The following is a 23,738-nucleotide window of genomic DNA, read 5'->3' as shown; positions in this document are numbered from 1 at the left end:
GAGAGTAGGACACCGCCGAACTCAACGTTTGTTTCAGCCCCGCCCAACTGTTGTTGGGCGGGGCTGAAACCATTCCCGGGATTCTTTCCGTCTGGCGGGTCGCTGTTGGCGTGGGGCCCGGGGGTTCATCCGTGGGCGGGGACGCGCCGTGGGCCCGGGAGGCACCAGGTGGTGGTGCCCTGACGAGCAGCCACCCAAGTGGCCTGACGAGAACCCGGTACGCGGGGGTTCGGGGGTGGAATGGTCACCGGGCCAGGGGGGGGCCGCGGTGGGGAGCGGGGCCACCGGGGCCCGGTGGGTGCCCGCGTAGAATCGCGCCATGACGTCTGACCGACCTGACAGCCCCTCGACCCCTGAGCGTGACGGGGACTCCACGTGGGGGCGCCGTCCCCGTGACGAGCGTGGGGGCTCTCGCAGCGGCGGGCGCTCCGGTGGCTTCCCGGACCGTCGAGGTGGGGGACCTGGAGTGCGAGGAGGCCGCGACGGGGGACGACGGGGTGGTCGCGCCGGGGCAGGCCGGGGCCGCGACGAGCGGGGAGGCTTCCGGGGGCGTGACGGCGACCGTCGAGGCGGCCGGGGCGCCGGGGACCGTGGTGACTCCGCGACGCGCGGCGGACGCGGGGACCGTCCCGAGAACTTCTCGTCGGGTGCGCGCGCCCTGGCGCCCAAGCAGGGACGTCGCCCCGACCCCGCCATCCCGGACGGTGTGACCGGCCAGGCCCTCGGTCAGGTGGTGTGGGACGAGTTGAAGACGCTGTCGAAGGACAACATGAAGGGCGTGGCAGCCCACATCGAGTGCGCCTACTTGTTCCTCGACGAGGACCTCGACGCCGCCCTGGCCCACGCGGAGACCGCGTCACGTCGTGCCGGGCGTGTGCCGTCGGCCCGTGAGGCGCTGGGGACGGTGCACTACGCGCGCGGTGAGTGGTCCGACGCCCTGCGGGAGCTGCGGACCGCGATGCGTCTGGGTGGCACCACCCACCTGCTGCCGCTCGTTGCCGACTGCCAGCGGGGTCTGGGGCGCCCCGAGAAGGCGCTGGAGCTCGCGGAGTCGCGGGAGGCGCAGCACCTGTCGGCCGAGAGCCTGGTGGAGATGGCCATCGTGCTGGCCGGTGCGCACCGCGACCTGGGCAACCCGGCGGCGGCCGTCGCCATGCTGGAGACGCCCGCGGGCCGTGTGAAGTCGAGCGATCCCATGGCCGGGCGGCTGTGGTTCGCTCTGGCTGAGGCCCTCCAGGAGCAGGGCGACGACCGGGCCGCCCAGTGGTACGCGAAGGCCGAATCGGTGGGCGAGACCGGTGAGGCCCCCGTGCCCGAGCCCGAGGAGGGGGTCTTCTACGACCTCGAGGACTTCGCGCCCGCCGATGCGGGGGAGGCGCCCGTGGCGGCGCCCACGCCGTCCGAGGGGGAGGCCGCTTCTGCGGAGGCTGGGCGGCGGACCGTGGACGACAAGGACGCGGCGGAGGCCGACACGGTCGAGGCCGACGCACCTGAGCCGCACACGGAGGAGCCGGGCACTGAGCCGGACGGCGAGGAGGAGGCGGGCCGGGAGTGAGCGTCTCGCTCCCCACACGAGGTCCCGTGCGCCTGGAGGGTGTGCGGGGCCTCGTCTGCGACGTGGACGGGGTGGTGCACGCCGGTGACCGGGTCTTCGACTCGGCCGTGGAGTCGCTCAACGCGTGGATGCACGGCGGACTGCGCGTCGTGTTCCTCACGAACAACGCCTCCCGTGGGCCGGAGGAGCTGGCCGCGCGTCTGCAGCAGGACGGTGTCCGGATGACCCCGGACCAGGTGATCACCGGGGCCATGGCGGGAAGCCACGTGCTCGCCCGGACCGTGGACCCCGGGACCCGTGTGCTCGTGGCCGGGTCGGCTGCCCTGGACCGGGCCGTCCGGGACCAGGGCCTCGAGGTGACCAGCGACCCCATCGAGGCCGGGGCCGTCGTGCAGGGCTACGCCCCCACGGTCACCCTGCAGTTGCTGCACGACGCCGCGCACGCCGTCAGTCGGGGGGCCACCTGGGTGGCCACCAACCGGGACGCCGGCCTGCCGACCGCCTGGGGTGTGGCACCGGGCAACGGGGCGTACGTGGACGCCGTGGCCCGGGCCACGGGGCGCGAGCCGCTCGTGGCCGGCAAGCCCGAGACCGGCAGCTACACGCTGGCCCTGGAGCGGCTGGGGCTCACCGCCGGTGAGGTCGCCGGCATCGGGGACCGGCTGGAGACCGACGTGCTGGGGGCGAACCGGGCCGGGCTGCGCAGCGTGCTCGTGGCCACCGGCGTGCACGGGTGGCCCGAGGTCGAGCGGGCCGCCGGCGAGGGCGCCTCGGAGAAGGTGCCGGACCACGTGGTGGACGACCTCTCGCAGCTCACGTTCGGCTGAGGCCGGGGCGCTGCACCCAGTGGGCGAGCGGCGGCTCAGAGCGCCTCGGGGTCCTCCTCGACGAGGTCGAGGCGGTGGTCGACCCCGCGCGCGTCCTGACCGGGCTGCCGGCCGCGGAAGATGAAGAAGAGCACCACCACGCACGCCAGGCCGATGACCACCTGGCCGGCGCGGGCACCGGTGTCGAAGAGGCTGTAGGCCACGACGGCGTAGGTGAGCCAGAGGGTGACGCGCTCCACCTCCGGGCGCATGCCCGCCAGGGGGAGCAGCGGGAGGCCCCACAGCACGTACCAGGGGTGCACCGTCTGCCCGAGCAGGGCGACCGCCAGCAGGGTCCAGGCGGTGAAGGCCAGGCCGCCGATGCGCAGCACCCGCAGCGAGGCCAGCAGCACGATGCAGGCCGTGACGGCCGTGGCCGCGTACTTGAGCACGCCCTTGACGACCGGCCCCGCATCGGGCAGGCCCAGGGCAGTGGCCACCGAGGCGAGCAGCCCCCCGATGAGGCTGATGGGGGACAGGCCCGCGGCCATGCCGGGCACCGAGAGCGCCGGGATCCAGCCGTAGCCGAGCCCGGTGGCCCAGGTGATGGCGGCGAACGAGGCGGCGAAGACCACCGCGGCCACGACGGAGGGCACGAAGAGGCGCTTCACGTCGGGCCACGCCTTGGAGAGCCACGCCTCCCCGGGGGTGGGAAGGAGGCTCGAGCGACGTCCCCCGAGCAGGTGCGGGTGCATGCGGGCGGTGCACAGGGCGGTGGTGCCCAGCAGACCGACGGCTGCCGGCTGCTTGACGGCGGTGGCCGCCGCGATGAGGGCCGAGGCCAGCACCAGCGACCACCACGGGTGGCCCCGCGTGCTCACCCACAGGGCGAAGGCCAGCAGGCCCACCATCAGGGCGTCGTTGTGGGCGCCGCCCACGAAGTGCATGAGCGTCAGCGGGTTGGCCACGCCCCACCACAGGGCCACGTCGCCGCGCACGCCCACCCACCGGGCCAGGCGCGGGATGGCCCACAGCAGCAGCGCCATGCCGGCCAGGGCCATGAGGCGCATGGCCACGGCCGCCGGGTACGGACGCTCACCGACGAGGACCACCAGCCAGCGCTGCACCTCCAGGGCGAGCGGGCCGTAGGGGGTCGGCGTGAGCAGCCAGAAGGGGTCCACCTGTTGCCGGAAGTAGCCGCTGACGGCCCCCGGCCCCATCTCGTACGGGTTGAGGCCGATGCGGTGCATCCACCCGACGGCCGCGTAGGAGTACGCGTCGTGGCTGTACAGGGGCGGTGCCAGCACCATCGGCAGGGACCACCACACGATGGTGGCGCGCATCGGGGGCGCCGGGCGGTCGCTGCGCGGCCGGACCCGCAGCCAGGCCGTGGCCAGGCCGATGGTGCCGGCCAGGAGCACCACGGTGGCGCCCAGCGAGCCCTCGGGGGAGAGCAGCCAGCGCAGCCAGGCCACCCGCTCGACGGGGTTGATCCGCGGCAGGAAGAGCGGGGTGTGGGCACCCAGGGCCATGAGGAGCGAGGCCAGGAAGCCCCATCGGACTCGTCCGTCGCGCCACGCCGTCAGCATGGGTGTGCTCAGCTCGGACAAGCGCAACGGCGTGGACCTCCCCGCAGGTGGTGTGGATTCGGGCCCCATCGTAAGTGAGGGTGGCACCGGGGATCTCCGTCGACGGGTGGGTGGGACGATGGGCCGATGCACACCCATCCCGCCCCGGAGGGCCCCCGGGCACTCGTCGACAGCTCAGCGATCCGCGCCAACCTCACCCGGTGCGCCCAGTGGGCCGGTGACGCCGACGTGATGGGTGTGGTCAAGGCCGGTGGCTACGGGCACGGGGCGCTGGCCGCAGCCCGGGCAGCTCGTGCCGCGGGGGTCGCGATCGTGGGCGTCGCCCGGCCCGAGGAGGCCCTGGCCCTGCGCGAGGCCGGGGTGGGCGGGCCCGTCATCGCCTGGCTGCCCACTCCCGCCACCGCCTTCGGTCCGCTGGTGGAGCACGAGGTGACCGTGGGAGTGGGCAGTCGGTGGGTGCTCGACCGCGTGGTGGCGGCCGCCCGGGAGGCGGGCGTGCGGGCGACCGTGCACCTCGAGCTGGACACCGGCATGAGTCGTGGCGGCGTGGCCCCCGGCGACTGGCAGGACGTGGTGGCCGCCTCCCGCCGCGCCGAGCAGGAGGGCGTGCTGCGGGTGGAGGGCGTGTTCTCCCACCTCGCGTGCGCCGACGACCCCGGGCACCCGTCGGTGGACGTGCAACGTGACGCGTTCGAGGACGGGCTGGCCGTGGTGGCCCGTGCCGGACTGGACCCCCGGTGGCGCCACCTGGCCAACTCGGCCGCCGTGGTGACGCGCCCGGACCTGGCCTACGACCTGGTGCGGCCCGGGCTGTCCGCCTACGGGCTCTCGCCGGTGCCGCAGCTGCACACCGCTGCCGACCTCGGCCTCCGCCCGGCGATGACCCTGACCTCGCCCCTCTCGGCGGTACGCCGCGTGCCCGCCGGCAGCGGGGTGAGCTATTCGTTCACGCACGTCACGGCCACCGACCGGTGGCTCGGTGTGGTGCCGCTCGGCTACGGCGACGGGATCCCCCGGGCGGTCTCGGACGCCGCCCCGGTGCAGGTGCGCCCCGGCAGCGCCGAGGGCGGGTCGGGCTCGGTGCTGGCGGCCCGCATCGCCGGGCGGGTGTGCATGGACCAGTTCGTGGTGGACCTCGGGGAGGCCACGGGGGCCGAGCCGCCGGCGGCCGTGGGTGACGAGGTGGTCCTCTTCGGCGACGGCACCGACGGCGGCCCCACGGCGCAGGACTGGGCCGAGGTCGCCGGCACCATCAGCTACGAGGTGGTCACCCGCCTCGGGCCGCGGGTGCCGCGGGTGCTCGTGGGGGACGACGCGTGATCCACCACTGGATCACCCGCGAGGACCGCGAGCTGCACGCCGTGGAGCACGGGCCGTCGCAGGACGACGCGCCGGCCACCGTGGTGCTCGTGCACGGGTACGCGCTGGGCTCGGGCATCTTCGGTCCGATGGCCCGCATCCTGGCTGCCGGCGGCGTGCGCGTGGTGCGCCCGGACCTGGCCGGCCACGGGTGGTCGCGTGCGGGGGAGCAGCCCCTGGACCTGGACGTGCTGGCCGACGACCTGGCCGCCGTGCTGCGCTCCCTGCACGTGCCCGAGGGCCGGCCGCTGGTGCTCGTGGGGCACTCCATGGGCGGGATGGTGCTGATGCGGGTGCTGGCCCGGCACGAGGCCATCGCCCGCCGTGTGGACGCGATGGTGTGGCTCGCCACCTCGCCCGGTGGCATGGCCTCCTCCCCCTTCGGCCTGCCGGTTCGCGCCGGAGCCCTGGTGGGCCCCCTCGTGGGGCAGATCGCCCCGCGGGTCATGGCCCGTGCGGCCCGGTCGGGACCGGACGTGCGCCCCGCCCCCCGTGGCGGTGCCCGGGAGGTGGAGCTCGCCCACCTGGCGCGCTCGAACTTCCACCGCCGGCCCTCCCGGTCGACCCTGCGCCAGGTGCAGGCCATGCACCACCGGGTGCCCTACCGCGTTCTCGCCGAGCTGCTCACCTCGGTGCTGGCCCACGACGGGCGCGACGCGCTGCGCTCGCTGGACTGCCGGGGGTTGGTCCTCATCGGTGATGATGACCGCATGACGCCCCTGGCCCACTCCGAGGAGATCGCCGCCCTGCACCGGGGATCCACCCTGCAGGTGGTCCCCGCGGCGGGGCACCTGCTCATGGTGGAGCACCCCCACGACGTGGCCGGCGCGGTGCTGCAGCTGGTGAGGGAGTGCGCGTGAGCGTGGTGGAGGCCTCGACGGCCGAGCAGACGATGGAGCTGGGCCGCCGCCTGGGCCGGTGGGTGCGGGCCGGGGACGTGCTGGTGCTCACCGGGGAGCTGGGTGCGGGCAAGACCACCCTGACCCGCGGGCTGGGTGAGGGCATGGGCGTGGCCGGAGAGGTGACCTCGCCGACCTTCGTGATCTCCCGCGTGCACCCCTCGGCCGGGGAGGGCCCCGCCTTGGTGCACGTGGACACCTACCGCCTGGGCAGCCGCCACGAGGTGGACGAGATCGACCTCGACACCGACCTGGCCGGCGCCGTGCTGGTGGCCGAGTGGGGTGCCGGTCTCGTGGAGCAGCTCACCGACCGCTGGCTCGAGGTGACCGTGCGCCGGGCCACCGGGCGCGATGCCGACGACGCCGACCAGGTCACCCGCCAGGTGGAGGTGGCCGCGGTGGGGGAGTGGCAGGGCCACGAGGCGCGGCTCGCCGAGCTCTCGGCCCTGCTGCGCCGCGCACTGCCCTGAGGTCGGGGAAGGGGCCGGCAACTACGCTGGCCCCCATGCTGCTGGCCCTGGACACCTCGACCGCTGCCGTCACCGCCGCCGTGCACTCCGGGGCGCCCGCCGTCGAGGAGGCCGCGGGCGTGCCCGGCGAGGTGCTCGCCGTGCGCACCGTGGTGGACGCCCGCGCCGCCGGCGAGCAGCTGGCCCCGGTGGTGGAGCAGGCCCTCGCCGAGGCCGGGGTCGGCGTGGACGAGGTCACCGACGTGGTGGTGGGCACCGGGCCCGGGCCCTTCACCGGCCTGCGCGTCGGCATCGCCACCGCCCGCGTGCTGGCCCTGACCTCCGGGGCGCGCCTCCACGGGGTGTGCAGCCTGGACGCCCTGGCCGCCGCCGCCCGGGAGGCCGGCGGGGTGGCCGCCGACGAGCCGCTGCTGGTGGCCACCGACGCCCGCCGCAAGGAGGTCTACTGGGCCCACTACGCGAGCGGCCTGCAGCGGGTGGCCGGCCCCGAGGTGGGGCGCGCCGCGGACCTGCCGGCCGCGCTGCGGGCCCTGCCCGTGGTGGGGGCCGGCGCCGGCCTCTACCCGGAGGAGTTCACCGGGCGCCGCGTGGGCGCCGGACCCGACGTGGACGCCGCCGCGCTGGCCCGTCTCGCGGTGGACCACCCGGAGTGCCTCACCGGCACCGAGCCGCTCTACCTGCGCCGCCCCGACTCGCAGACGCCCGGCCAGCGCAAGCGGGTGCTGCTGTGAGCGCCCCGGCGGTGGAGATCGTCCCGGCCCACTGGCGCGACCTGGGCCAGCTCGTGGCGATGGAGGCCGAGGCCCACCCGCACGACGGCTGGACCGAGGCCACCTGGTGGGCCGAGCTGGCAGCGCCCCGCCGCGAGTACGTCGTGGCCGTGGACGCCGCGTCCACCGGGGCGGCCGTGCCGGGAACCCGCCGGGTGCTGGCCTACGCCGGGCTGGACCACGGCGGCAGCACCGCGGACGTCATGACCGTCACCGTGGACCCCACGGCGCGCGGTGCCGGCCTCGGCCGCCGGGTGATGGACCACCTCGTGCGCCGGGCGCGGCAGGAGGGCGCCGAGGCGCTGCTGCTGGAGGTGCGCTCGGACAACGTGGCCGCCCTGGCCCTCTACCGGCGCCTGGGCTTCACCGAGCTGACCGTCCGCCGCGGCTACTACCGCGGCCCCGACGGGCCGGTGGACGCGCACGTGCTGCGCCTGCTGCTCGACCAGGTCGCGGAGCCCGCCCCGGCGCCCCACGACCCGACCCCGCACGACCCCACCCACCCTCTGGAGGTGAGCGCCCGATGACGCGCCCCGACGAGCCCCTGGTGCTCGGCATCGAGACGAGCTGCGACGAGACGGGCGTGGGCATCGTCCGTGGCACCACCCTGCTGGCCGACGCCGTCGCCAGCAGCATGGACCAGCACGCCGCCTTCGGGGGCGTGGTGCCCGAGGTGGCCAGCCGCGCCCACCTGGAGGCGATGGTGCCCACCATCGAGCAGGCGTGCGCCGACGCCGGGGTGCGCCTGCAGGACGTGGATGCCGTGGCCGTGACGGCCGGGCCGGGCCTGGCCGGTGCACTGCTCGTGGGGGCCGCGAGCGCCAAGGCCCTGGCCATGGGGCTCGGGAAGCCGCTCTACGGCGTGAACCACCTGGCCGCGCACGTGGCCGTGGACGTCGTGGAGCACGGCCCGCTGCCCGAGCCGATGATGAGCCTGCTCGTGAGCGGGGGGCACTCCTCGTTGCTCATGGTGCCGGACATCACCTGCGACGTGCGGCCGATGGGGCAGACCATCGACGACGCGGCCGGTGAGGCATTCGACAAGGTGGCGCGGGTGCTCGGCCTGCCCTTCCCCGGCGGCCCCCACATCGACCGGGCGGCGCGCGAGGGCAACCGCATCGCCATCGACTTCCCGCGCGGGCTCACCTCCCGGCGCGACCTGGAGCGCCACGAGTTCGACTTCTCCTTCAGCGGCTTGAAGACCGCCGTGGCGCGCTGGGTGGAGACCCGGGAGCGCGACGGCGAGGCGGTGCCGGTGGCCGACGTGGCCGCGAGCTTCCAGGAGGCCGTGGTGGACGTTCTCACCCGCAAGGCCGTGGCCGCCTGCCGCGCCGAGGGGGTGCAGGACCTGATGCTGGGCGGTGGGGTGGCCGCGAACTCGCGTCTGCGTGCGCTGGCCACGGAGCGGTGCGAGGCCGCCGGCATCCGGCTGCGCGTGCCCCGGCCCGGGCTCTGCACGGACAACGGTGCCATGGTGGCGGCCCTCGGGGCCCAGATGGTGGCGCGCGGCCGCACGCCCTCGGGGCTCGACCTGCCGTCGAGCTCCTCCCAGCCGGTGACAGAGGTGCAGGTCTGATGCGCTGGGGCCACGTGGTCGCGCCCGTCCTGGCCGGTGCGCTCCTCGTGGGGTGCTCCGGGCCCGGGCCCGCGCCCTCCTCGGGGAGCGGCGCCCCGAGCAGCGAGGCCGCCGGCCCGACGCCGGGGGAGACTCCCTCGTCGTCCGGCTCGTCGTCCCCGTCGTCCTCGCCCCACGACCCCTCGTCGGACAGCAGCGGCGACCCCTCGCCGCAGGCCACCGGTCCCGACCTGGCCTGGGACGACGCGGTGGCGCGCGCCGAGGAGCTCGTGGCCGACCTGGACACCCGCGCCCTGGCCGGGCAGGTCATCGTGGCCGGGTACGAGGGCTCCTCGGGCCGCAACGCCGACCGGCTGGTGGGAGAGGGATTCGGCGGCGTCATCCTCTTCGACAGCAACGTGCCGGACGACCCCGCCGCCCTGCCCCGCGTGACCGCCCAGGTGCAGCGCGCCCAGGAGCGTTCCGGGCGCACCTGGCCGGCCGTGGTCGGGGTGGACCAGGAGGGCGGACCGGTCCGCCGCATCGAGGAACCGGTGACGCCCCTGCCCGCGGCGATGGCGCACGGCGCCGCCGCCGACGGCGAGCTCTCGCGCGAGATCGCCCGCCTCAGCGGCGAGCAGCTGCGCGCCCTGGGCTTCACGATGGTGTTCGCCCCCGACGCGGACGTGACCGCCGGGCCGCAGGACCCCACCATCGGCGTGCGCTCGCCGGGCGCGGACCCGCAGCGGGTGGCCCGGGTGGCCACCGCCCTGGCCGAGGGGTACCGGGCGGCCGGCATCGTGCCGGTGGCCAAGCACTTCCCCGGCCACGGCGGGCTGGAGAGCGACAGCCACCACGGGCTGCCCTCGACCGACGCCACCTGGCAGGAACTCACCGAGCGCGACCTCGTGCCCTTCCGGGCGCTCGCGGAGCACGACCTGCCGGTGATGACCGGCCACATCGCCGTGCCCGCGGTGGACCGGCTGCCAGCGAGCCTGAGCGCGGCGCTGCTCGGCCACCTGCGCGAGGACGGCGCCGACCCGCTGGTGGTGACCGACGCCCTGAACATGGGGGCGCTGGACACCGCCGAGGCGACCACCGGCCACGACCGCTCCGTGGCGGCGCTGCTGGCCGGCGCGGACCTGCTGCTCCTGCCGCCGGACCCGCAGGCCGCGCGGGCCGCCGTGGTGGAGGCCGTCCAGGACGGCACCCTGCCCGAGGAGCGGCTGCGCGAGGCGGCCGCCCACGTGGTGGCGGCGAGCCTGCAGGTGGGGGAGCAGCCTCCGGCCTCGGTACTGGACGCCGGCGAGGACCAGGCCCGACGGCTGGCCCGGGCCTCGCTCACGAGCCTGGGCTCCTGCGAGGTGCACGCGCTGGACGCCGGTGACCGTGCCCGCGTGGTGGGGGGAACCGCCTCCCAGCGGGCTGGCCTCACCGCCGCGCTCCGGCAGGTCGGCGTCCGGGAGGGCACCGGCGGGGCCACGGTGCGCCTCGTGGACGGCGGCGACTACGCCGCGGGCGAGGTGGAGGACGGTTCGATGCCGGAGGAGGCCGCCTCGGAGCGTGCCGGGGGCTCGTCGGCGGGGTCCGCCGACGCCGCGGTGGCGCTGGACACGCCCTACGCGCTGGCCGCCGTGGACGCCCCGGTGCGGCTCGCCGCCTTCGGCGACACCCCGGCCCAGCTGCAGGCCGTGGCCGAGGCGCTGGTCGGGCGGGTCACCCCCGCCGGCACTCTGCCGGTGGATGTGGGCGACCGCGTGACCGGGACCACCTGCGACACGGGCGGGTCCGGCGACGGGCAGGACTAGGCTGCCGGGTCGTGAGCCTCCGCCTGCGCCGCGCACCCGGCGCCTCGATCTGGGGTGTCCTGGTGAGCAACCCCGCTCGCCTCGTCCTGGCGGGCTTCGCCGCCGCCGCCGTGGCCGGCACCCTGCTGCTCATGCTGCCCGCGGCCACGCGGGAGCCGGGGTCCGCCCCGCTGCTCGTGGCCGCCTTCACCACCGTGTCCGCGGTCTGCGTGACCGGGCTGGTCACGGTCGACACCGCCACCTACTGGACCCCCTTCGGGCAGGCGGTCATCATCGGCCTCATCCAGGTGGGCGGCCTCGGTGTGATGACCCTGGCCACCCTGCTCACGCTCGTGGTGCGCGGCAAGATGCGGATGCGGGCCCGCCTGGGGGCGCAGACCGAGACGCACGCCCTGGACCCCGGTGACGTGCGCGGCGTGGTGCGCCGGGTCATCGGCATCTCCCTGCTCATCGAGGCGCTGGTGGCCGTGGCCCTCACGGTGCGCTTCCGCATCGCCTACGACGACTCGCTGCCCACCGCCGCGTGGCACGGGGTCTTCCACGCCGTCTCGGCGTTCAACAACGCCGGCTTCGCCCTGTGGTCCACCAACCTCGTGCCGGTGGTCACCGACCCCTGGCTGGTGCTGCCGATCACCGTGGCCGTGGTGCTCGGCGGCCTCGGCTTCCCCGTCATCGCCGAGGTGGTGCGCCACCTGGCCCGCACCCGTCCCGGCGCGCGCCGCGGCCCGGCCGGCGGGTACGGACCGCTGGAGTCCGAGGCCGACGGGTCGGTGCCGGGCACCTGGGCGCAGCGCACCTCCCGGGCGCCGGGCCATTGGTCCATCCACACCCGGCTCACCCTGGCCGGCACGGTGGGGCTGCTGCTCGTGGGCACTGTGGCGTTCACCGTCTTCGAGTGGCGCAACACCGGCACCCTCGCGGGCATGGAGCCCTCCCAGAAGCTGCTGGCCGCGTGGGCCAACGGGGGCGTCTTCCCGCGCACCGCCGGGTTCAACTCGGTGGACTACGGGCAGGTGCGTCCCGAGACCGAGGCCATCACCACGCTGCTCATGTTCATCGGTGGCGGGTCGGCGGGCACCGCCGGTGGTCTCAAGGTGACCACCTTCCTGCTGCTCTGGTTCGTCATGGTGGCCGAGGTGCGGGGTGACGAGGAGGTCGTCATCGCCCACCGCCGCGTGCCCCAGGCCGTGGTGCGCCAGGCGCTCTCGGTGGCCCTGCTGGCCGTGGGGCTGGTCACGGCGGCGACCATCGCCATCCTGATGCTCACCCGCTTCAGCTTCGACCAGGTGCTCTTCGAGGTGGTCTCCGCCTTCGCCACCGTGGGGCTCACGCTCGGCATCACCCCCTCGATGCCGCCGCCGGCCCAGCTCATCCTCATGGCCCTGATGTTCCTCGGCCGCGTGGGCCCCATCACCGCGGCCTCCGCGCTCGCGCTGCGGCGGCGCCGGCCCGTGGTGCGCCACCCCGAGGAACGCCCCATCGTGGGCTGACCGCCCGGTCGTCCCCGCCCGCACCCACCCCGCCCGCACCCACCCCGTCCGCACCGAAGGAGCCCCATGCTCGGCAGGAACCCCCGCCCCCGTCAGGTCTCGGTGGTCGTCATCGGCCTCGGCCGCTTCGGCGGCGCCGTGGCGGCCTCGCTCTCGCGCCAGGGCATCGACGTGCTCGGCGTGGACACCGACCCGGCCATCGTGCAGAAGTGGTCCGGTCAGATCGAGCACGTGGTGCAGGCCGACGCCACGGACGACGCCGCCCTGGCCCAGCTGGGCGTGGGGGAGTTCGACCGCGCGGTGGTGGCCATCGGCAACGACGTGGAGGCCAGCGTGCTCTCCGCGGTGGCCCTCGTCGAGGCGGGTGTGCCCGAGGTGTGGGCCAAGGCCATCACCCGCAAGCACGGGCGCATCCTGGGCAAGATCGGCGTGCAGCACGTCATCTACCCCGACTGGTCGATGGGGGAGCGCGTCGCCCACATCGTGGCCGGCGGGATGACCGACTACATGGGCTTCGAGGACGGCTTCGCCATCGCCCGCACGCGCTCGCCCCGGGAGACCTGGGACCTGCCGCTGGCGCAGTCGCTGCCGCGCAGCCGGCACGGCGTCACCATCGTGGGGCTCAAGCGCACCGGCGAGAACTTCACCTACGCCCAGGCTGACACGGTGGTGCGGCGGGGCGACGAGCTCATCGTCTCCGGCCCCACCGACCGGGTGGAGGCCTTCTGCAGCCTCACCGACCTGCCCGACTGAGGCCGCCACCCACGATGAGGGGCCTGCCCCGGGGCTCTCCCCGGGGCAGGCCCCTCGTCGTGGCGCGGGTCAGGCGCCGGCCGGTCGCCACCCGTCGAGCGCGGTGGCCCCGCCGCGCGCCGGACGGGCGGGGGCGGCCTGCGCCGACCCCTCCGCCCCGGGGGCCGGCAGGCCCTCGGCCTCCCCGGCCTCCTGCCCGCGGTCCCGGCCGAACCGGCGGCCGACGCGCTCCACGATGACGTACAGCGCCGGCACCAGCAGCAGCGTGAGCACCGTGCTGCTCAGCAGGCCGCCGATCACCACGATCGCCAGCGGCTGGCTGATGAAGGCCCCGCCGCCGGTGAGCGCGAACGCCATCGGGGTGAGCGCGCAGATGGTGGCCAGCGCCGTCATGAGGATGGGGCGCAGGCGGTGGCGGCCGCCCTCCACCACGGCGTCCTCGATCGACAGCCCGCGGGCGCGGTACTGGTTGACCAGGTCGATGAGCACGATGGCGTTGGTCACCACGATGCCCACCAGCATCAGGCCGCCGATCATGCCGGCCACGCCCAGCGGCACCCGGGTGAGCACCAGCATCGCGATGGCGCCGGTGGCCGCGAAGGGGATGGAGACCAGCAGGATGAGCGGCTGCACGATCGAGCGGAAGGCCGCCACCATGATCAGGTAGACGATGCCGATGGCCGCCAGCATGGCCAGCCCCAGCTGGGCGAAGGCCTCGGCCTGCTCCTCGCTCTCGCCGCCCACGGAGACCTCCACGCCCTCGGGCACGTCGACGCCGTCCACGGCCTGGGTGAGATCCCGGGTGAAGGCACCGAGGTCGTCGGTGTCGTTGACGGCGGTGATGGTGGCCGAGCGCTGGCCGTCGGTGCGCGTGATGCTCACCGGCGACTCCACCTTCCTGACGCTGGCCACGTCGGCCAGGGTGAGCGGGCCCTTCGGACCGGCGCCCACCGGCAGCTTCCTCAGCGCGGCCACGGAGGTCGGCTTCTCGCCCTGCACGACCACCACCGGGTGGGCGGCGTCCCGCAGGGTCACCTCGCCGACCGGGGCGCCGTGCAGCGCGCCGGCCACGAGCTGGCCGACGACCGCCTCGGAGAGCCCGGCGGCCTGAGCCTTCTGGCGGTCGACCTCCACGCGCACGGCGGGGATGGTGTCGGCCGCGTTGTTGGAGACGTCCGTGGCGCCCTGCACACCGGAGACGGCCTTCTCGACGGCACGCGCGGTCTCCTCCAGGGCCTTCTCGTCGTCGGAGCGCACCACCACCTGGGTGCGGCCCATCGACGGGTCCTCCGAGGCGCCGGTCACGCGGACGGTGCCGGGCACGTCCTGCAGCCGGTCCTCGATGGTGGTGCGCACCGCGTCGGCGTCGGCCTCGTCGTCCATGGCCACGAAGAACTGCGAGGAGCTCGAGCCGCCACCGGTCATGGCGGCCGCGCCGTCGCCGGTGTCACCCACGGTGGCGGTGACGGTCTTCACGCCGTCGATGCCGGCGAGGGCCTCCTCCACCTTCCGGGCGGCGGCGTCGGTGGCCTCCAGGGTGGTGCCGGCGGGCATCTCCTGGGTGACGTTCACCTGGGTGTCGCCGGCCGAGCCCATGAAGTCGGTCTTCACCAGGCCGGCGGAGGCCACGGTGCCGGCGAACACGAGCAGGCCCGCCAGGCAGGTGAGCAGGGGGCGGCGGATGACCGTGCGCAGCACGGGCAGGTAGCCGCGCTGCAGCCAGTCCGGGTCGTCGGAGTGCAGGGCGGCCAGGCGCTGCTCCTCGGTGAGGTCGCCGGCGTCGCGGCTGCGCAGGAACCAGTAGCCCAGCACCGGGATGATGGTGAGGGCCACCAGGAGGGAGGCCAGCAGGGCCACCACGACGGTGAGGGCGAAGGGGCGGAAGAGCTCGCCCACCTGTCCGCCCACGAGGCCCAGCGGCAGGAACACCGCCGCGGTGGCCAGCGTGGAGGAGGTCACGGCACCGGCCACCTCGGCCACGGCGCGCGGGATGGCCTGCGCCTTGGGCTCGCCGCCGTCCACGTGGCGTTTGATGTTCTCGATGACCACGATGGAGTCGTCCACCACGCGCCCCACGGCGATGGTGAGCGCACCGAGGGTGAGGATGTTCAGCGAGTAGCCGGCCAGGTGCAGGCCGATCATCGCCACGAGCAGCGAGAGCGGGATGGACACCGCGGTGACGAGCGTCAGGCGGATCGAGAGCAGGAAGAGCAGCACCACGAGGATGGCGAAGCCGAGGCCCAGCAGGCCCTCGGTGGTGAGGTCGTGGATGGACTGCTCCACGAACGGCGCCTGGTCGAACACGACGGTGAGGCGGCCGTCCTGGCCGAGGTCGTCCTGCAGCCCGGACAGGGCGTCGGACACGTCGTGGGAGATGCCCACGGTGTTCCCCTCGGGGGTCTTGACGATGCCGAGGGTGACGGCGGGTCGGCCGTCGGTGCGGGTGTGGCCGGTGGCCGGCGGGTCGGCGAGGGTGACCTTGGCGACGTCGCCGAGGGTCACCGGGGAGGACGGGGAGGAGGCCGCGGCGGTGGCGCCTGCCTGCTGCCCGTGGGCCACCTGCCCGGTCGGGTCCTGTGCGGTCGGGTCCTGCCCGCCCTCGCCACCGGTGGCCGGCTGGGCGGCCAGCGGCAGCGCGCGCAGCTCGGAGACGTCCTGGAAGCTCGCCCCCACCTGCACGGCCAGGGACTGGTCCCCGTCGTTGAGGGTGCCGCCGGGCACCACCACGCCGTTGGACTGCAGCGCGGCGGCCACGGCCTGCGGCGTCACGCCGGCCTTCGCGGCCTTCGCCGGGTCCAGGTCCACCCGCACCTGCTGGTCCTTCACGCCGCTGAGCTGCACCTCGCGGACGCCGTCGATCTTCTCCAGCGCGGGCACCACGCTGTCGTTGAGGCGCTCCACGAGCTGGTCGGTGCTCCCGCCGCCGGTGGCTGAGACCTGCATGATCGGGAAGGCGTCGAAGGCGCCCACGATCACCTGGGGCTCGGCCCCCTCGGGGAGGTCCATGCCCGAGACCTCGGCCTGGAGCGCGGCCTTCGCGTCGTCCAGGGAGGTGCCGTAGGTGAGCGTGGCCTGCACCACCGAGAGGCCGTTGGAGCTGGTGGACTCCACCTTCTCGATGCCGTCGAGCTGCTCGGCGGCGCGCTCCATCGGCACGGTGACGCGGGACTCCACCACCTGCGAGTCGGCGCCCTGCACGGGCGTCACGGCCACCACCAGGGGGAACTCCAGCGAGGGGAGCAGCTCCTGCTTGAGGGAGGACGTGGAGAACAGTCCGAGCACGAGGGTGAGCACCGTGGCCAGGGCCACCAACGCCCTGTTCCTCAGGCTCAGGCGGGCAAGGGCAGTCATGTGCGGGACCTCCGGGGCGGGTGCGGGACTCGGCTGGGTCGACCGCCCCGGGACGTCCCCCGGTCACCGTCACCCGCGCAGAGTCTAGGGCTCCGCCGGGGCCTCGATCTCGACGGCCACCTGCCGGTCCCCGATGCGGGTGAGCAGCAGCACCCGGCGCTGGTCGCCCCGGGTCCGGATCCGCTGGCGCACCACGGCCGGGTCCAGCGACGACCCGTGCTTGCGCAGCACCAGCTCGCCGACCTCCCGGCGGCGGGCCCACGCGGAGAGCACCTTGGGGCGGGGCGCCATCACCTCCACCACACGGTGGGTGCGCACCCACGCGGGGTCGCCCGGCAGGTCGGCCGTCATCCACCCCACGCCGGTACCCAGCTCGGCCGCCCGGGCCTCTGCGGCGCCGCCCGCCACCACGCCCACCAGCCCGGCCTGCGCCAGGGCGGGATCGGGCTCCCACAGGTGGGTGCCCAGCTCGTCCTCGCTGGTGAGCACGCGGTGGCCGGGCATGCCGGCGGGGGAGGGTGGCAGGGCGGTGGAGTCGGTGTGCGCCAGCACGGTGCCGTCGTGGTCCAGACGGGTGGCCGAGTGCGCCCCGGCCACCGGGCGCAGCGGGTCGGGGGCTCCGCCGGGGGAGGCGAGGGCCCGGCCCATCCAGAGCACGGCCTCCACGAGGTCGCCGTCGTGGCTCACCCACTGGGCGTGGGCCCCGGCGGGCACGTCACCGTGGCGCCAGCCGGGCCCCACCTTGCAACCGGTGAGGCCCACCCGCCCGGCCAGCGTCGTCACCAGCTCGAGGGAGGGCCGCAGACCGGTCGGTCCGCTGACGCGGCGGGCGCGTCCCCGGGCGTCGGCCACCCCGGTGCGGCGGGCGGGGTCGAACCACAGCGCGCAGCGGGCCGCCTCGGGGGCGGCGGGCGGCTGCCACGAGGCGTCCACCTCGCGGTGCTCCACCACGGCACCGGTGCCCGCCAGGTTGTGGGCCGCGGCGGCGGCGGTCTCGGTATCGGCCTCCAGGGCGGTCACCGCCGGCACGTGCCGGGTGAGCGCCCAGGTGTCGGCCCCCAGCCCGCACCCCACATCCGTCACCTGCTCGATGCCGGCGGCGGCCAGGACCCGCCCGTGCAGCTCGGCCACCTGCCAGCGCGTGGCCTGCTCCAGACCGGCCCGGGTGAGCAGCATCCCCGCGGCGCGTTCACCGAGCTTGGCGGTGCCGGTGGCGCGCAGCTCGGCCTGGGAGAGGGCGGCGGCGGCCCGCTCGGGGGCGAAGCCGGCGCCGCGCAGCAGGGCGGCCGCGGCGAACGCGTCCCCGGTGGCCCGGGCCTCGGCGACGAGGGCGTCCAGCGCGGGGTCGGATCCGGGGGCCACGCTCCGCAGCAGGTCGACGCCGGCCAGGGGGTCATCGGGGTCGGGGGCGTGGCTCATGGGCGGCAGTCTCCCACCGCCGGTGGCCCGCCCCGGGGGCCGGCCGCGCCGCCCTAGACTGGCCCAACGCCAGGAGCCGAGTCGAGGAGGGGACGTGCCGCACCGCACCGTCGCGAAGGTGGTGGCCTACGGGCTCGGGGCACAGGCGGTCGCGCAGGCGGCCGTCGTCGCGGGACTGGTGGTGAGCAACCGCCGCCGCAAGCGCCGCAGTCCCGAGGTCATCTCGTTCCCCACCGTGGAGCCGGTGGAGAGCTCGCTGGACCGCACCACCATCACCACCTACACCTTCGGGCGCGACGTCTTCGCCGACATGCTCGAGGCCATCCGCGGGGCGCGCCGCGAGATCTTCTTCGAGAGCTACATCCTCAAGGGCGACGCCGTGGGCCGGGCCTTCAAGGAGGCCCTCTGCGAGGCCGCCGAGCGCGGCGTGGCCGTGCACGTGGTCTTCGACGGGTTCGCCAACCTCGTGGTGCCGCGGGAGTTCAAGCGCTGGCCGCCGGGCGTGCACACGCTGGAGTACCCGGTGGTGACCCCGGACGTGCTGCTCGGTCCCCGCCACTGGGGGCGCGACCACCGCAAGATCCTCGTGGTGGACGAGGAGGTCGGCTTCGTGGGCGGCTACAACGTGGGCCAGGAGTACGCCACGCAGTGGCGCGACACCCACGTGCGGGTCACCGGGGCAGCGGTGGCCGAGCTGGTCAACGTCTTCATCGACTTCTGGAACCGCCACCGGCACGAGGACCAGCCCGAGCTCAGCGACGGCCGCAGCCGGGCCTGGGGGCTGCCGGTGCAGGCCCACCGCAACGCGCCCTCGCGGCTGCTCTTCCCCATCCGGGGCATGTACCTGGAGGCCATCGACCGGGCCGACGAGACGATCTGGATCACGCAGGCCTACTTCATCCCCGACAGGGAGATCCTCGAGGAGCTGCTCCGCGCCCGGCGGCGGGGGGTGGACGTGAAGGTGATCCTCCCGGAGCGCTCCAACCACGTGGTGGCCGACTGGGTGGCGCGCTACTACTTCGAGCAGCTGCTCTCCGGCGGGGTGGAGCTGTGGCTGTACCAGGACGCGATGGTGCACGCCAAGACCGCGGTGGTCGACGGCGTGTGGGTCACGGTGGGGACGGCCAACATCGACCGGCTCTCGCTGACCGGCAACTACGAGGTCAACCTGGAGATCCTCGACGCCGGGCAGGCCGCCCACATGCAGGAGATCTTCCGCCGCGACCTCACCAACTGCCGGCAGCTGACACTGGCCGAGTGGCGGGGCAGGGCCTGGTGGGCCCGCGGCATCGAGCGGCTCCTGCAGCCGCTCCAGCCCCTGCTCTGAGCGCCCCGGTGGCCTCTGGCACTCGAGTTGACCGAGTGCCAGAGGCCGCCCTAGATTTGGTGCTGGCACTCAGCGCCACCGGGTGCCAGCTCCGGGGCCACCGCGACGGACCCGGCAGCGACCACCCCGACGGCGCCGACTGAACACCGCACCCCGGCCCCGGGCCCCGCCCGGCGCCACTCCCAGAGAGAGGAAGGTCCCATGGCCACCATCAAGCCCCTCGAGGACCGCATCGTCGTCAAGGCCGTCGAGGCCGCCCAGACCACCGCCTCCGGCCTGGTCATCCCGGACACCGCCCAGGAGAAGCCGCAGGAGGGCGAGGTCATCGCCGTCGGCCCGGGCCGCTTCAACGAGGACGGCGACGAGCGCGTGCCGATGGACATCTCCGTCGGCGACCGCGTCATCTACTCCAAGTACGGCGGCACCGAGGTCAAGTACGACGGTCAGGAGGTGCTCATCCTGGGCGCCCGCGACGTGCTGGCCATCATCGAGCGCTGAGTTCCCCGGCGCCGCACCGACGGCGCCCACCCGCGAGCCACGCCCGAGCCCTGAGGGCGGGCGTGGCTCGCGCCGTACCCCCGACTTTTCCCGCGAGGAGGGCCATCCATGGCCAAGATGCTCGAGTTCAACGACAACGCACGCAAGGCGCTGGAGCGCGGCGTGAACCAGCTCGCCGACACCGTCAAGGTGACCCTGGGCCCGAAGGGCCGCAACGTCGTGGTGCAGCGCGCCTACGGCCAGCCGGTCATCACCAACGACGGCGTCACCATCGCCCGTGAGGTGGAGCTGGACGACCCCTACGAGAACCTCGGTGCCCAGCTGGTCAAGGAGGTCGCCTCCAAGACCAACGACGTCGCCGGCGACGGCACCACCACCGCCACCGTGCTGGCCCAGGCCATGGTGCGCGAGGGCCTGCGCAACGTGGCCGCCGGCGCCAGCCCGTCCGGCGTGAAGCGCGGCATGGAGAAGGCCGTCCAGGCCGTCGACGCGCACCTGACCGCCGCCGCCCGCCCGGTGCAGGGCAAGGACGAGATCGCCAAGGTCGCGGCCCTGTCCGCCCAGAACCCCGAGGTCGGCGAGCTGCTCTCCGAGGCCTTCGACAAGGTCGGCAAGGACGGCGTCATCACCGTGGAGGAGTCCTCCACCACCGAGCTGACCCTCGACTACACCGAGGGCATGCAGTTCGACAAGGGCTTCCTCTCGCCCTACTTCGTCACCGATGCCGAGCGCATGGAGGCCGTCCACGAGGACGCCCTGGTGCTGCTGCACGGCGGCAAGATCTCCAACATCGCCGACCTCATGCCGCTGCTGGAGAAGGTCGTCGAGACCGGCAAGCCGCTGGTCATCATCGCCGAGGACGTGGAGGGCGAGGCCCTGTCCACCCTGGTGGTCAACACCGTGCGCGGCAGCCTCAAGGTCGCCGCCGTGAAGGCCCCCGGCTTCGGTGACCGCCGCAAGGCGATGATGCAGGACATCGCCGTGCTCACCGGTGGTGAGGTCATCTCCGAGGAGGTCGGCCTGCAGCTGAGCTCCGCTGGTGTCGAGTCCCTCGGCCAGGCACGCCGCGTGCAGATCACCAAGGACAGCACCACCATCATCGACGGTGGCGGCGACGCCGCCGCGGTGGAGGAGCGCGTCACCCAGATCCGCAAGGAGATCGAGAACACCGACTCCGACTGGGACCGCGAGAAGCTGCAGGAGCGCCTGGCCAAGCTGGCCGGCGGCGTGTGCGTCATCAAGGTCGGCGCCCACACCGAGACCGAGCTCACCGAGAAGCAGCACCGCATCGAGGACGCCGTGGCGGCGACCCGTGCGGCCATGGAGGAGGGCATCGTCGCCGGTGGTGGCACCGCCCTCACCCAGGCCGCGACCTCCCTCGGGGAGCTGCTGTCCTCCACCTCCGGTGACGAGGCCGTGGGCGTGCGCACCGTGCAGGCCGCGCTCAACCAGCCGCTGCGCTGGATCGCCGAGAATGCCGGCCTCGAGGGCCACGTGGCCGCCGCCAAGGTGGCCGAGGCAAAGGCGGGCGAGGGCCTGGACGCCGCCACCGGCGAGTACGTCGACATGGTGGCCGCCGGCATCATCGACCCGGTCAAGGTGACCCGCTCCGCCCTGCGCAACGCGGCCTCCATCGCCGGCCTGGTGCTCACCACCGACACGCTGGTGGTGGACAAGCCCGCCGAGGAGGACGACGAGGACGGCCACGGGCACGGCCACAGCCACTGAGTCCCGCGGGTCGCGCGCCGCGTGACCCGTCGACCGGCCACGGGGCCGGGGTCCACCACGGACCCCGGCCCCGTCGCCGTGCCGGCCGGCGGGAGGGGGAGCCGGGCGCAGCCGATGGGGGAGACTGGCCCCATGAGCCAGGCAGACGCGCTGACCGTGACCATCACCGACGAGCACATCCAGCTGGGTCAGGTGCTCAAGCTGGCCAACGTGGTGGACGACGGCGCCATCGCGCGGGAGGTCATCCAGGCCGGCGACGTGACCCTGGACGGCGAGGTGTGCACGCAGCGGGGGCGCAAGGTGCGGCCCGGCCAGGTGGTGGGCACCCCCGTGGGGGAGATCCGGGTGGAGCGGGGCTGAGCCTCAGGCGCCCTTGAGCTCGGAGCGGTCGAGCAATTCCTCGCGCTCGCCCTCGGTGAGGCCGCCCCACACGCCGTAGGGCTCGCGGGCGGCCAGGGCGTGCTCGCGGCACTTCTCGATGACGGGGCAGCGCCGGCACACGCGCTTGGCGCGCTCGTCGCGGCGTCGGCGGCGCTCGCCCCGCTCACCCTCGGGGTGGAAGAACTCCTCGGGGTCGGTGGTCCGGCAGAGCCCCTCGTGCTGCCAGTCCCACAGGTCGGCGACCGGTCCGGGCTGGCGTGCCGTGCTGTCCAAGAAGGAACCTCGTCTGCGTCGCTGGTCTACGGGCGGTCGTCCGTGGTGGGGGGGGGATCCGCCCACGGGGAGGGGTCTACCCCGGGAGCCCCGGCACCATGCAGGCCCGGTGTGTGACATGTACCACAACCGTGGCGCGGATAAACTCGTGCCATGGAGAACCCGGACACCTTCGCGCCCATCGGACTCACCTACGACGACGTCCTGCTGCTCCCCCACGAGAGTGACGTGATCCCCAGCGAGGTGGCCACGTCCACCCGCATCAGCAAGCGCATCGAGGTCGCCGTGCCCCTCCTGTCGGCGGCCATGGACACCGTGACCGAGGCCCGCATGGCCATCGCGATGGCCCGGCAGGGCGGCATCGGCATCCTGCACCGCAACCTCTCCATCGCCGACCAGGCAGCCGCCGTCGACCGCGTGAAGCGCTCCGAGAACGGCATGATCTCCGACCCGGTGACCACCACCGAGGACGCGACCCTCGCCGAGGTCGACGAGCTGTGCGGCCGCTTCCGGGTCTCCGGCCTGCCGGTGGTCGACGAGGGCGGGCGCCTCGTGGGCATCATCACCAACCGCGACCTGCGCTTCGAGACCGACATGGGCCGCCGCGTGGGCGAGGTCATGACCCGCACCCCGCTGGTGACCGCCCCGGTGGGCGTGGACAAGCACGACGCCCTGGCCAGGCTGGCCGAGCACAAGATCGAGAAGCTCCCGCTGGTGGACGAGGCGGGCGTGCTCAAGGGCCTGTTCACCGTCAAGGACTTCACCAAGACCGAGCAGTACCCGCTGGCCACCAAGGACGACGCCGGGCGCCTGCGGGTGGGTGCGGCCGTCGGCTTCTGGGGCGACAGCTGGGAGCGCGCCATGGCCCTCGTGGAGGCCGGCGTGGACCTCCTCGTGGTCGACACCGCCCACGGCCACTCCCGCGGGGTGTGCGACATGGTCGCCCGCCTGAAGGCCGAGCCGTCGGCCGCGCACGTCGACGTGATGGCGGGCAACGTCGCCACCCGCGCCGGCGCGCAGGCCCTCGTCGAGGCCGGCGCGGACGCCGTCAAGGTGGGCGTGGGCCCGGGCTCCATCTGCACCACGCGCGTCGTCTCCGGCGTCGGCGTCCCCCAGATCACCGCGATCCACGAGGCGGCGCGGGCTGCCGGACCGGCCGGTGTCCCGGTCATCGCCGACGGTGGCCTGCAGTACTCCGGCGACATCGCCAAGGCGCTGGTGGCCGGGGCGGACGCGGTGATGGTGGGTTCGCTGCTGGCCGGCTGCGAGGAGTCGCCCGGCGAGATGATGTTCATCAACGGCAAGCAGTTCAAGAGCTATCGCGGCATGGGCTCGCTCGGGGCCATGCAGTCCCGCGGCCGCGGCGTGTCCTACTCCAAGGACCGCTACTTCCAGGGCGACGTGTCCGACGACGACAAGGTGATCGCCGAGGGCATCGAGGGCAAGGTGGCCTACCGCGGTCCGGTGGCCGCCGTGGTCTACCAGCTGGTGGGAGGCCTGCGTCAGTCGATGTTCTACGTGGGTGCGCGCACCATCGCCGAGGTCAAGACCAACGGGCAGTTCGTCCGCATCACCTCGGCGGGCCTCGTGGAGTCCCACCCGCACGACGTGCAGATGGTCATGGAGGCCCCCAACTACACCTCCCGCTGACCCCGCGCCCCCGCGCGATGACGAGGGCCTCGACCGGTGCACCGGTCGAGGCCCTCG

Annotated in this window: 20 protein-coding genes; 16 read left to right on the top strand and 4 right to left on the bottom strand. The window is 74.5% G+C overall.

Annotated elements, in window-relative coordinates; all coding sequences use genetic code 11:
* Nucleotides 1–466 precede the first annotated feature (466 nt).
* The gene (locus CYJ76_RS09910) at nucleotides 467–1,555 is read left to right on the top strand and encodes a tetratricopeptide repeat protein (RefSeq protein WP_180802277.1); all 1,089 of its coding nucleotides are present in this window, start codon (nucleotides 467–469) and stop codon (nucleotides 1,553–1,555) included.
* Between the two features lie 26 nt (nucleotides 1,556–1,581).
* Complete coding sequence (locus CYJ76_RS09905; RefSeq protein ID WP_168168479.1) at nucleotides 1,582–2,382, top strand: HAD-IIA family hydrolase; 801 nt, start codon at nucleotides 1,582–1,584, stop codon at nucleotides 2,380–2,382.
* A 35-nt stretch (nucleotides 2,383–2,417) separates the two neighbouring features.
* Here CYJ76_RS09905 and mptB read toward each other — a convergent pair whose 3' ends face one another.
* The gene (mptB, locus tag CYJ76_RS09900) at nucleotides 2,418–3,971 is read right to left on the bottom strand and encodes a polyprenol phosphomannose-dependent alpha 1,6 mannosyltransferase MptB (RefSeq protein WP_168168480.1); all 1,554 of its coding nucleotides are present in this window, start codon (nucleotides 3,969–3,971) and stop codon (nucleotides 2,418–2,420) included.
* Nucleotides 3,972–4,076: 105 nt separating this feature from the next.
* On the opposite strand from mptB, the gene alr reads away from it, so the two are divergent.
* The 9 genes from alr to CYJ76_RS09855 all read left to right on the top strand — a co-directional run bounded on the left by alr (nucleotide 4,077) and on the right by CYJ76_RS09855 (nucleotide 13,054).
* Nucleotides 4,077–5,270 (top strand): alanine racemase, encoded by a 1,194-nt coding sequence (gene alr, locus CYJ76_RS09895; RefSeq protein WP_101850002.1) that lies wholly within the window; start codon nucleotides 4,077–4,079, stop codon nucleotides 5,268–5,270.
* On the top strand, nucleotides 5,267–6,169 hold the full coding sequence (locus tag CYJ76_RS09890; RefSeq protein WP_180802276.1) for an alpha/beta fold hydrolase: 903 nt from the start codon (nucleotides 5,267–5,269) through the stop codon (nucleotides 6,167–6,169). The genes alr and CYJ76_RS09890 overlap by 4 nt, the downstream gene beginning before the upstream one ends.
* Before the next feature lie 32 nt (nucleotides 6,170–6,201).
* Nucleotides 6,202–6,678 (top strand): tRNA (adenosine(37)-N6)-threonylcarbamoyltransferase complex ATPase subunit type 1 TsaE, encoded by a 477-nt coding sequence (gene tsaE / locus CYJ76_RS09885; protein WP_101850004.1) that lies wholly within the window; start codon nucleotides 6,202–6,204, stop codon nucleotides 6,676–6,678.
* Nucleotides 6,679–6,713: 35 nt separating this feature from the next.
* Nucleotides 6,714–7,409, top strand: a complete 696-nt coding sequence (gene tsaB / locus CYJ76_RS09880) for a tRNA (adenosine(37)-N6)-threonylcarbamoyltransferase complex dimerization subunit type 1 TsaB (protein ID WP_101850000.1) — start codon at nucleotides 6,714–6,716, stop codon at nucleotides 7,407–7,409.
* Nucleotides 7,406–7,975: a ribosomal protein S18-alanine N-acetyltransferase gene (gene rimI, locus CYJ76_RS09875; RefSeq protein ID WP_238138217.1), complete on the top strand. Its 570-nt coding sequence runs from the start codon at nucleotides 7,406–7,408 to the stop codon at nucleotides 7,973–7,975. The genes tsaB and rimI overlap by 4 nt, the downstream gene beginning before the upstream one ends.
* Nucleotides 7,972–9,024 (top strand): tRNA (adenosine(37)-N6)-threonylcarbamoyltransferase complex transferase subunit TsaD, encoded by a 1,053-nt coding sequence (gene tsaD, locus CYJ76_RS09870; protein ID WP_070706012.1) that lies wholly within the window; start codon nucleotides 7,972–7,974, stop codon nucleotides 9,022–9,024. The genes rimI and tsaD overlap by 4 nt, the downstream gene beginning before the upstream one ends.
* Nucleotides 9,024–10,811 (top strand): glycoside hydrolase family 3 N-terminal domain-containing protein, encoded by a 1,788-nt coding sequence (locus tag CYJ76_RS09865; protein WP_101849999.1) that lies wholly within the window; start codon nucleotides 9,024–9,026, stop codon nucleotides 10,809–10,811. Before tsaD ends, CYJ76_RS09865 begins: the two co-directional genes overlap by 1 nt.
* A gap of 11 nt (nucleotides 10,812–10,822) precedes the next feature.
* The gene (locus CYJ76_RS09860) at nucleotides 10,823–12,301 is read left to right on the top strand and encodes a TrkH family potassium uptake protein (RefSeq protein WP_202816713.1); all 1,479 of its coding nucleotides are present in this window, start codon (nucleotides 10,823–10,825) and stop codon (nucleotides 12,299–12,301) included.
* 66 nt (nucleotides 12,302–12,367) lie between these two features.
* Nucleotides 12,368–13,054, top strand: coding sequence for a potassium channel family protein (locus tag CYJ76_RS09855; RefSeq protein WP_070705157.1), 687 nt, complete (start codon nucleotides 12,368–12,370; stop codon nucleotides 13,052–13,054).
* 69 nt (nucleotides 13,055–13,123) lie between these two features.
* On the opposite strand, the gene CYJ76_RS09850 is transcribed toward CYJ76_RS09855, so the two are convergent.
* Together CYJ76_RS09850 and CYJ76_RS09845 are read right to left on the bottom strand one after the other, a co-directional pair.
* Nucleotides 13,124–16,405 carry an efflux RND transporter permease subunit gene (locus tag CYJ76_RS09850; RefSeq protein WP_101849998.1) on the bottom strand — a complete coding sequence of 1,094 codons (3,282 nt, stop codon included), beginning with the start codon at nucleotides 16,403–16,405 and terminating at the stop codon, nucleotides 13,124–13,126.
* A gap of 84 nt (nucleotides 16,406–16,489) precedes the next feature.
* Complete coding sequence (locus tag CYJ76_RS09845; protein ID WP_101849997.1) at nucleotides 16,490–17,824, bottom strand: THUMP-like domain-containing protein; 1,335 nt, start codon at nucleotides 17,822–17,824, stop codon at nucleotides 16,490–16,492.
* A gap of 94 nt (nucleotides 17,825–17,918) precedes the next feature.
* Between CYJ76_RS09845 and CYJ76_RS09840 the strand changes: the two genes are divergently transcribed.
* The 4 genes from CYJ76_RS09840 to CYJ76_RS09825 all read left to right on the top strand — a co-directional run bounded on the left by CYJ76_RS09840 (nucleotide 17,919) and on the right by CYJ76_RS09825 (nucleotide 21,737).
* The gene (locus tag CYJ76_RS09840; protein WP_202820481.1) at nucleotides 17,919–19,151 is read left to right on the top strand and encodes a phospholipase D-like domain-containing protein; all 1,233 of its coding nucleotides are present in this window, start codon (nucleotides 17,919–17,921) and stop codon (nucleotides 19,149–19,151) included.
* 201 nt (nucleotides 19,152–19,352) lie between these two features.
* The gene (gene groES / locus CYJ76_RS09835) at nucleotides 19,353–19,649 is read left to right on the top strand and encodes a co-chaperone GroES (protein WP_070706239.1); all 297 of its coding nucleotides are present in this window, start codon (nucleotides 19,353–19,355) and stop codon (nucleotides 19,647–19,649) included.
* 108 nt (nucleotides 19,650–19,757) lie between these two features.
* The gene (gene groL, locus CYJ76_RS09830; protein ID WP_070703663.1) at nucleotides 19,758–21,377 is read left to right on the top strand and encodes a chaperonin GroEL; all 1,620 of its coding nucleotides are present in this window, start codon (nucleotides 19,758–19,760) and stop codon (nucleotides 21,375–21,377) included.
* A 132-nt stretch (nucleotides 21,378–21,509) separates the two neighbouring features.
* Nucleotides 21,510–21,737, top strand: coding sequence for an RNA-binding S4 domain-containing protein (locus CYJ76_RS09825; RefSeq protein WP_070703661.1), 228 nt, complete (start codon nucleotides 21,510–21,512; stop codon nucleotides 21,735–21,737).
* A 3-nt stretch (nucleotides 21,738–21,740) separates the two neighbouring features.
* Here CYJ76_RS09825 and CYJ76_RS09820 read toward each other — a convergent pair whose 3' ends face one another.
* A complete protein-coding gene (locus CYJ76_RS09820; RefSeq protein ID WP_070703659.1) occupies nucleotides 21,741–22,031 on the bottom strand; it encodes a WhiB family transcriptional regulator in 291 nt (96 codons plus the stop codon).
* A 153-nt stretch (nucleotides 22,032–22,184) separates the two neighbouring features.
* On the opposite strand from CYJ76_RS09820, the gene guaB reads away from it, so the two are divergent.
* Entirely contained in the window at nucleotides 22,185–23,681 is a 1,497-nt protein-coding gene (gene guaB, locus CYJ76_RS09815) for an IMP dehydrogenase (RefSeq protein WP_070703657.1), read from the top strand.
* Nucleotides 23,682–23,738: the final 57 nt, after the last annotated feature.

The organism is Kytococcus schroeteri (genome assembly GCF_002847825.1).
GTDB lineage: Bacteria > Actinomycetota > Actinomycetes > Actinomycetales > Dermatophilaceae > Kytococcus > Kytococcus schroeteri.
The sequence above is the reverse complement of the archived record's forward strand: the minus strand, read 5'-3'. Positions and strand labels throughout refer to the sequence as shown.

What these genes read in the sequence shown, in the direction of transcription:
- tsaB (WP_101850000.1), top strand. Translation starts at nt 6,714, where the DNA reads ATGCTGCTGGCCCTGGACACCTCGACCGCTGCCGTCACCGCCGCCGTG.
- CYJ76_RS09865 (WP_101849999.1), top strand. Translation starts at nt 9,024, where the DNA reads ATGCGCTGGGGCCACGTGGTCGCGCCCGTCCTGGCCGGTGCGCTCCTC.
- CYJ76_RS09825 (WP_070703661.1), top strand. Translation starts at nt 21,510, where the DNA reads ATGAGCCAGGCAGACGCGCTGACCGTGACCATCACCGACGAGCACATC.
- CYJ76_RS09850 (WP_101849998.1), bottom strand. Translation starts at nt 16,405, where the DNA reads ATGACTGCCCTTGCCCGCCTGAGCCTGAGGAACAGGGCGTTGGTGGCC.
- guaB (WP_070703657.1), top strand. Translation starts at nt 22,185, where the DNA reads ATGGAGAACCCGGACACCTTCGCGCCCATCGGACTCACCTACGACGAC.
- CYJ76_RS09845 (WP_101849997.1), bottom strand. Translation starts at nt 17,824, where the DNA reads ATGAGCCACGCCCCCGACCCCGATGACCCCCTGGCCGGCGTCGACCTG.
- groL (WP_070703663.1), top strand. Translation starts at nt 19,758, where the DNA reads ATGGCCAAGATGCTCGAGTTCAACGACAACGCACGCAAGGCGCTGGAG.
- alr (WP_101850002.1), top strand. Translation starts at nt 4,077, where the DNA reads ATGCACACCCATCCCGCCCCGGAGGGCCCCCGGGCACTCGTCGACAGC.
- tsaD (WP_070706012.1), top strand. Translation starts at nt 7,972, where the DNA reads ATGACGCGCCCCGACGAGCCCCTGGTGCTCGGCATCGAGACGAGCTGC.
- CYJ76_RS09855 (WP_070705157.1), top strand. Translation starts at nt 12,368, where the DNA reads ATGCTCGGCAGGAACCCCCGCCCCCGTCAGGTCTCGGTGGTCGTCATC.
- tsaE (WP_101850004.1), top strand. Translation starts at nt 6,202, where the DNA reads ATGGAGCTGGGCCGCCGCCTGGGCCGGTGGGTGCGGGCCGGGGACGTG.
- groES (WP_070706239.1), top strand. Translation starts at nt 19,353, where the DNA reads ATGGCCACCATCAAGCCCCTCGAGGACCGCATCGTCGTCAAGGCCGTC.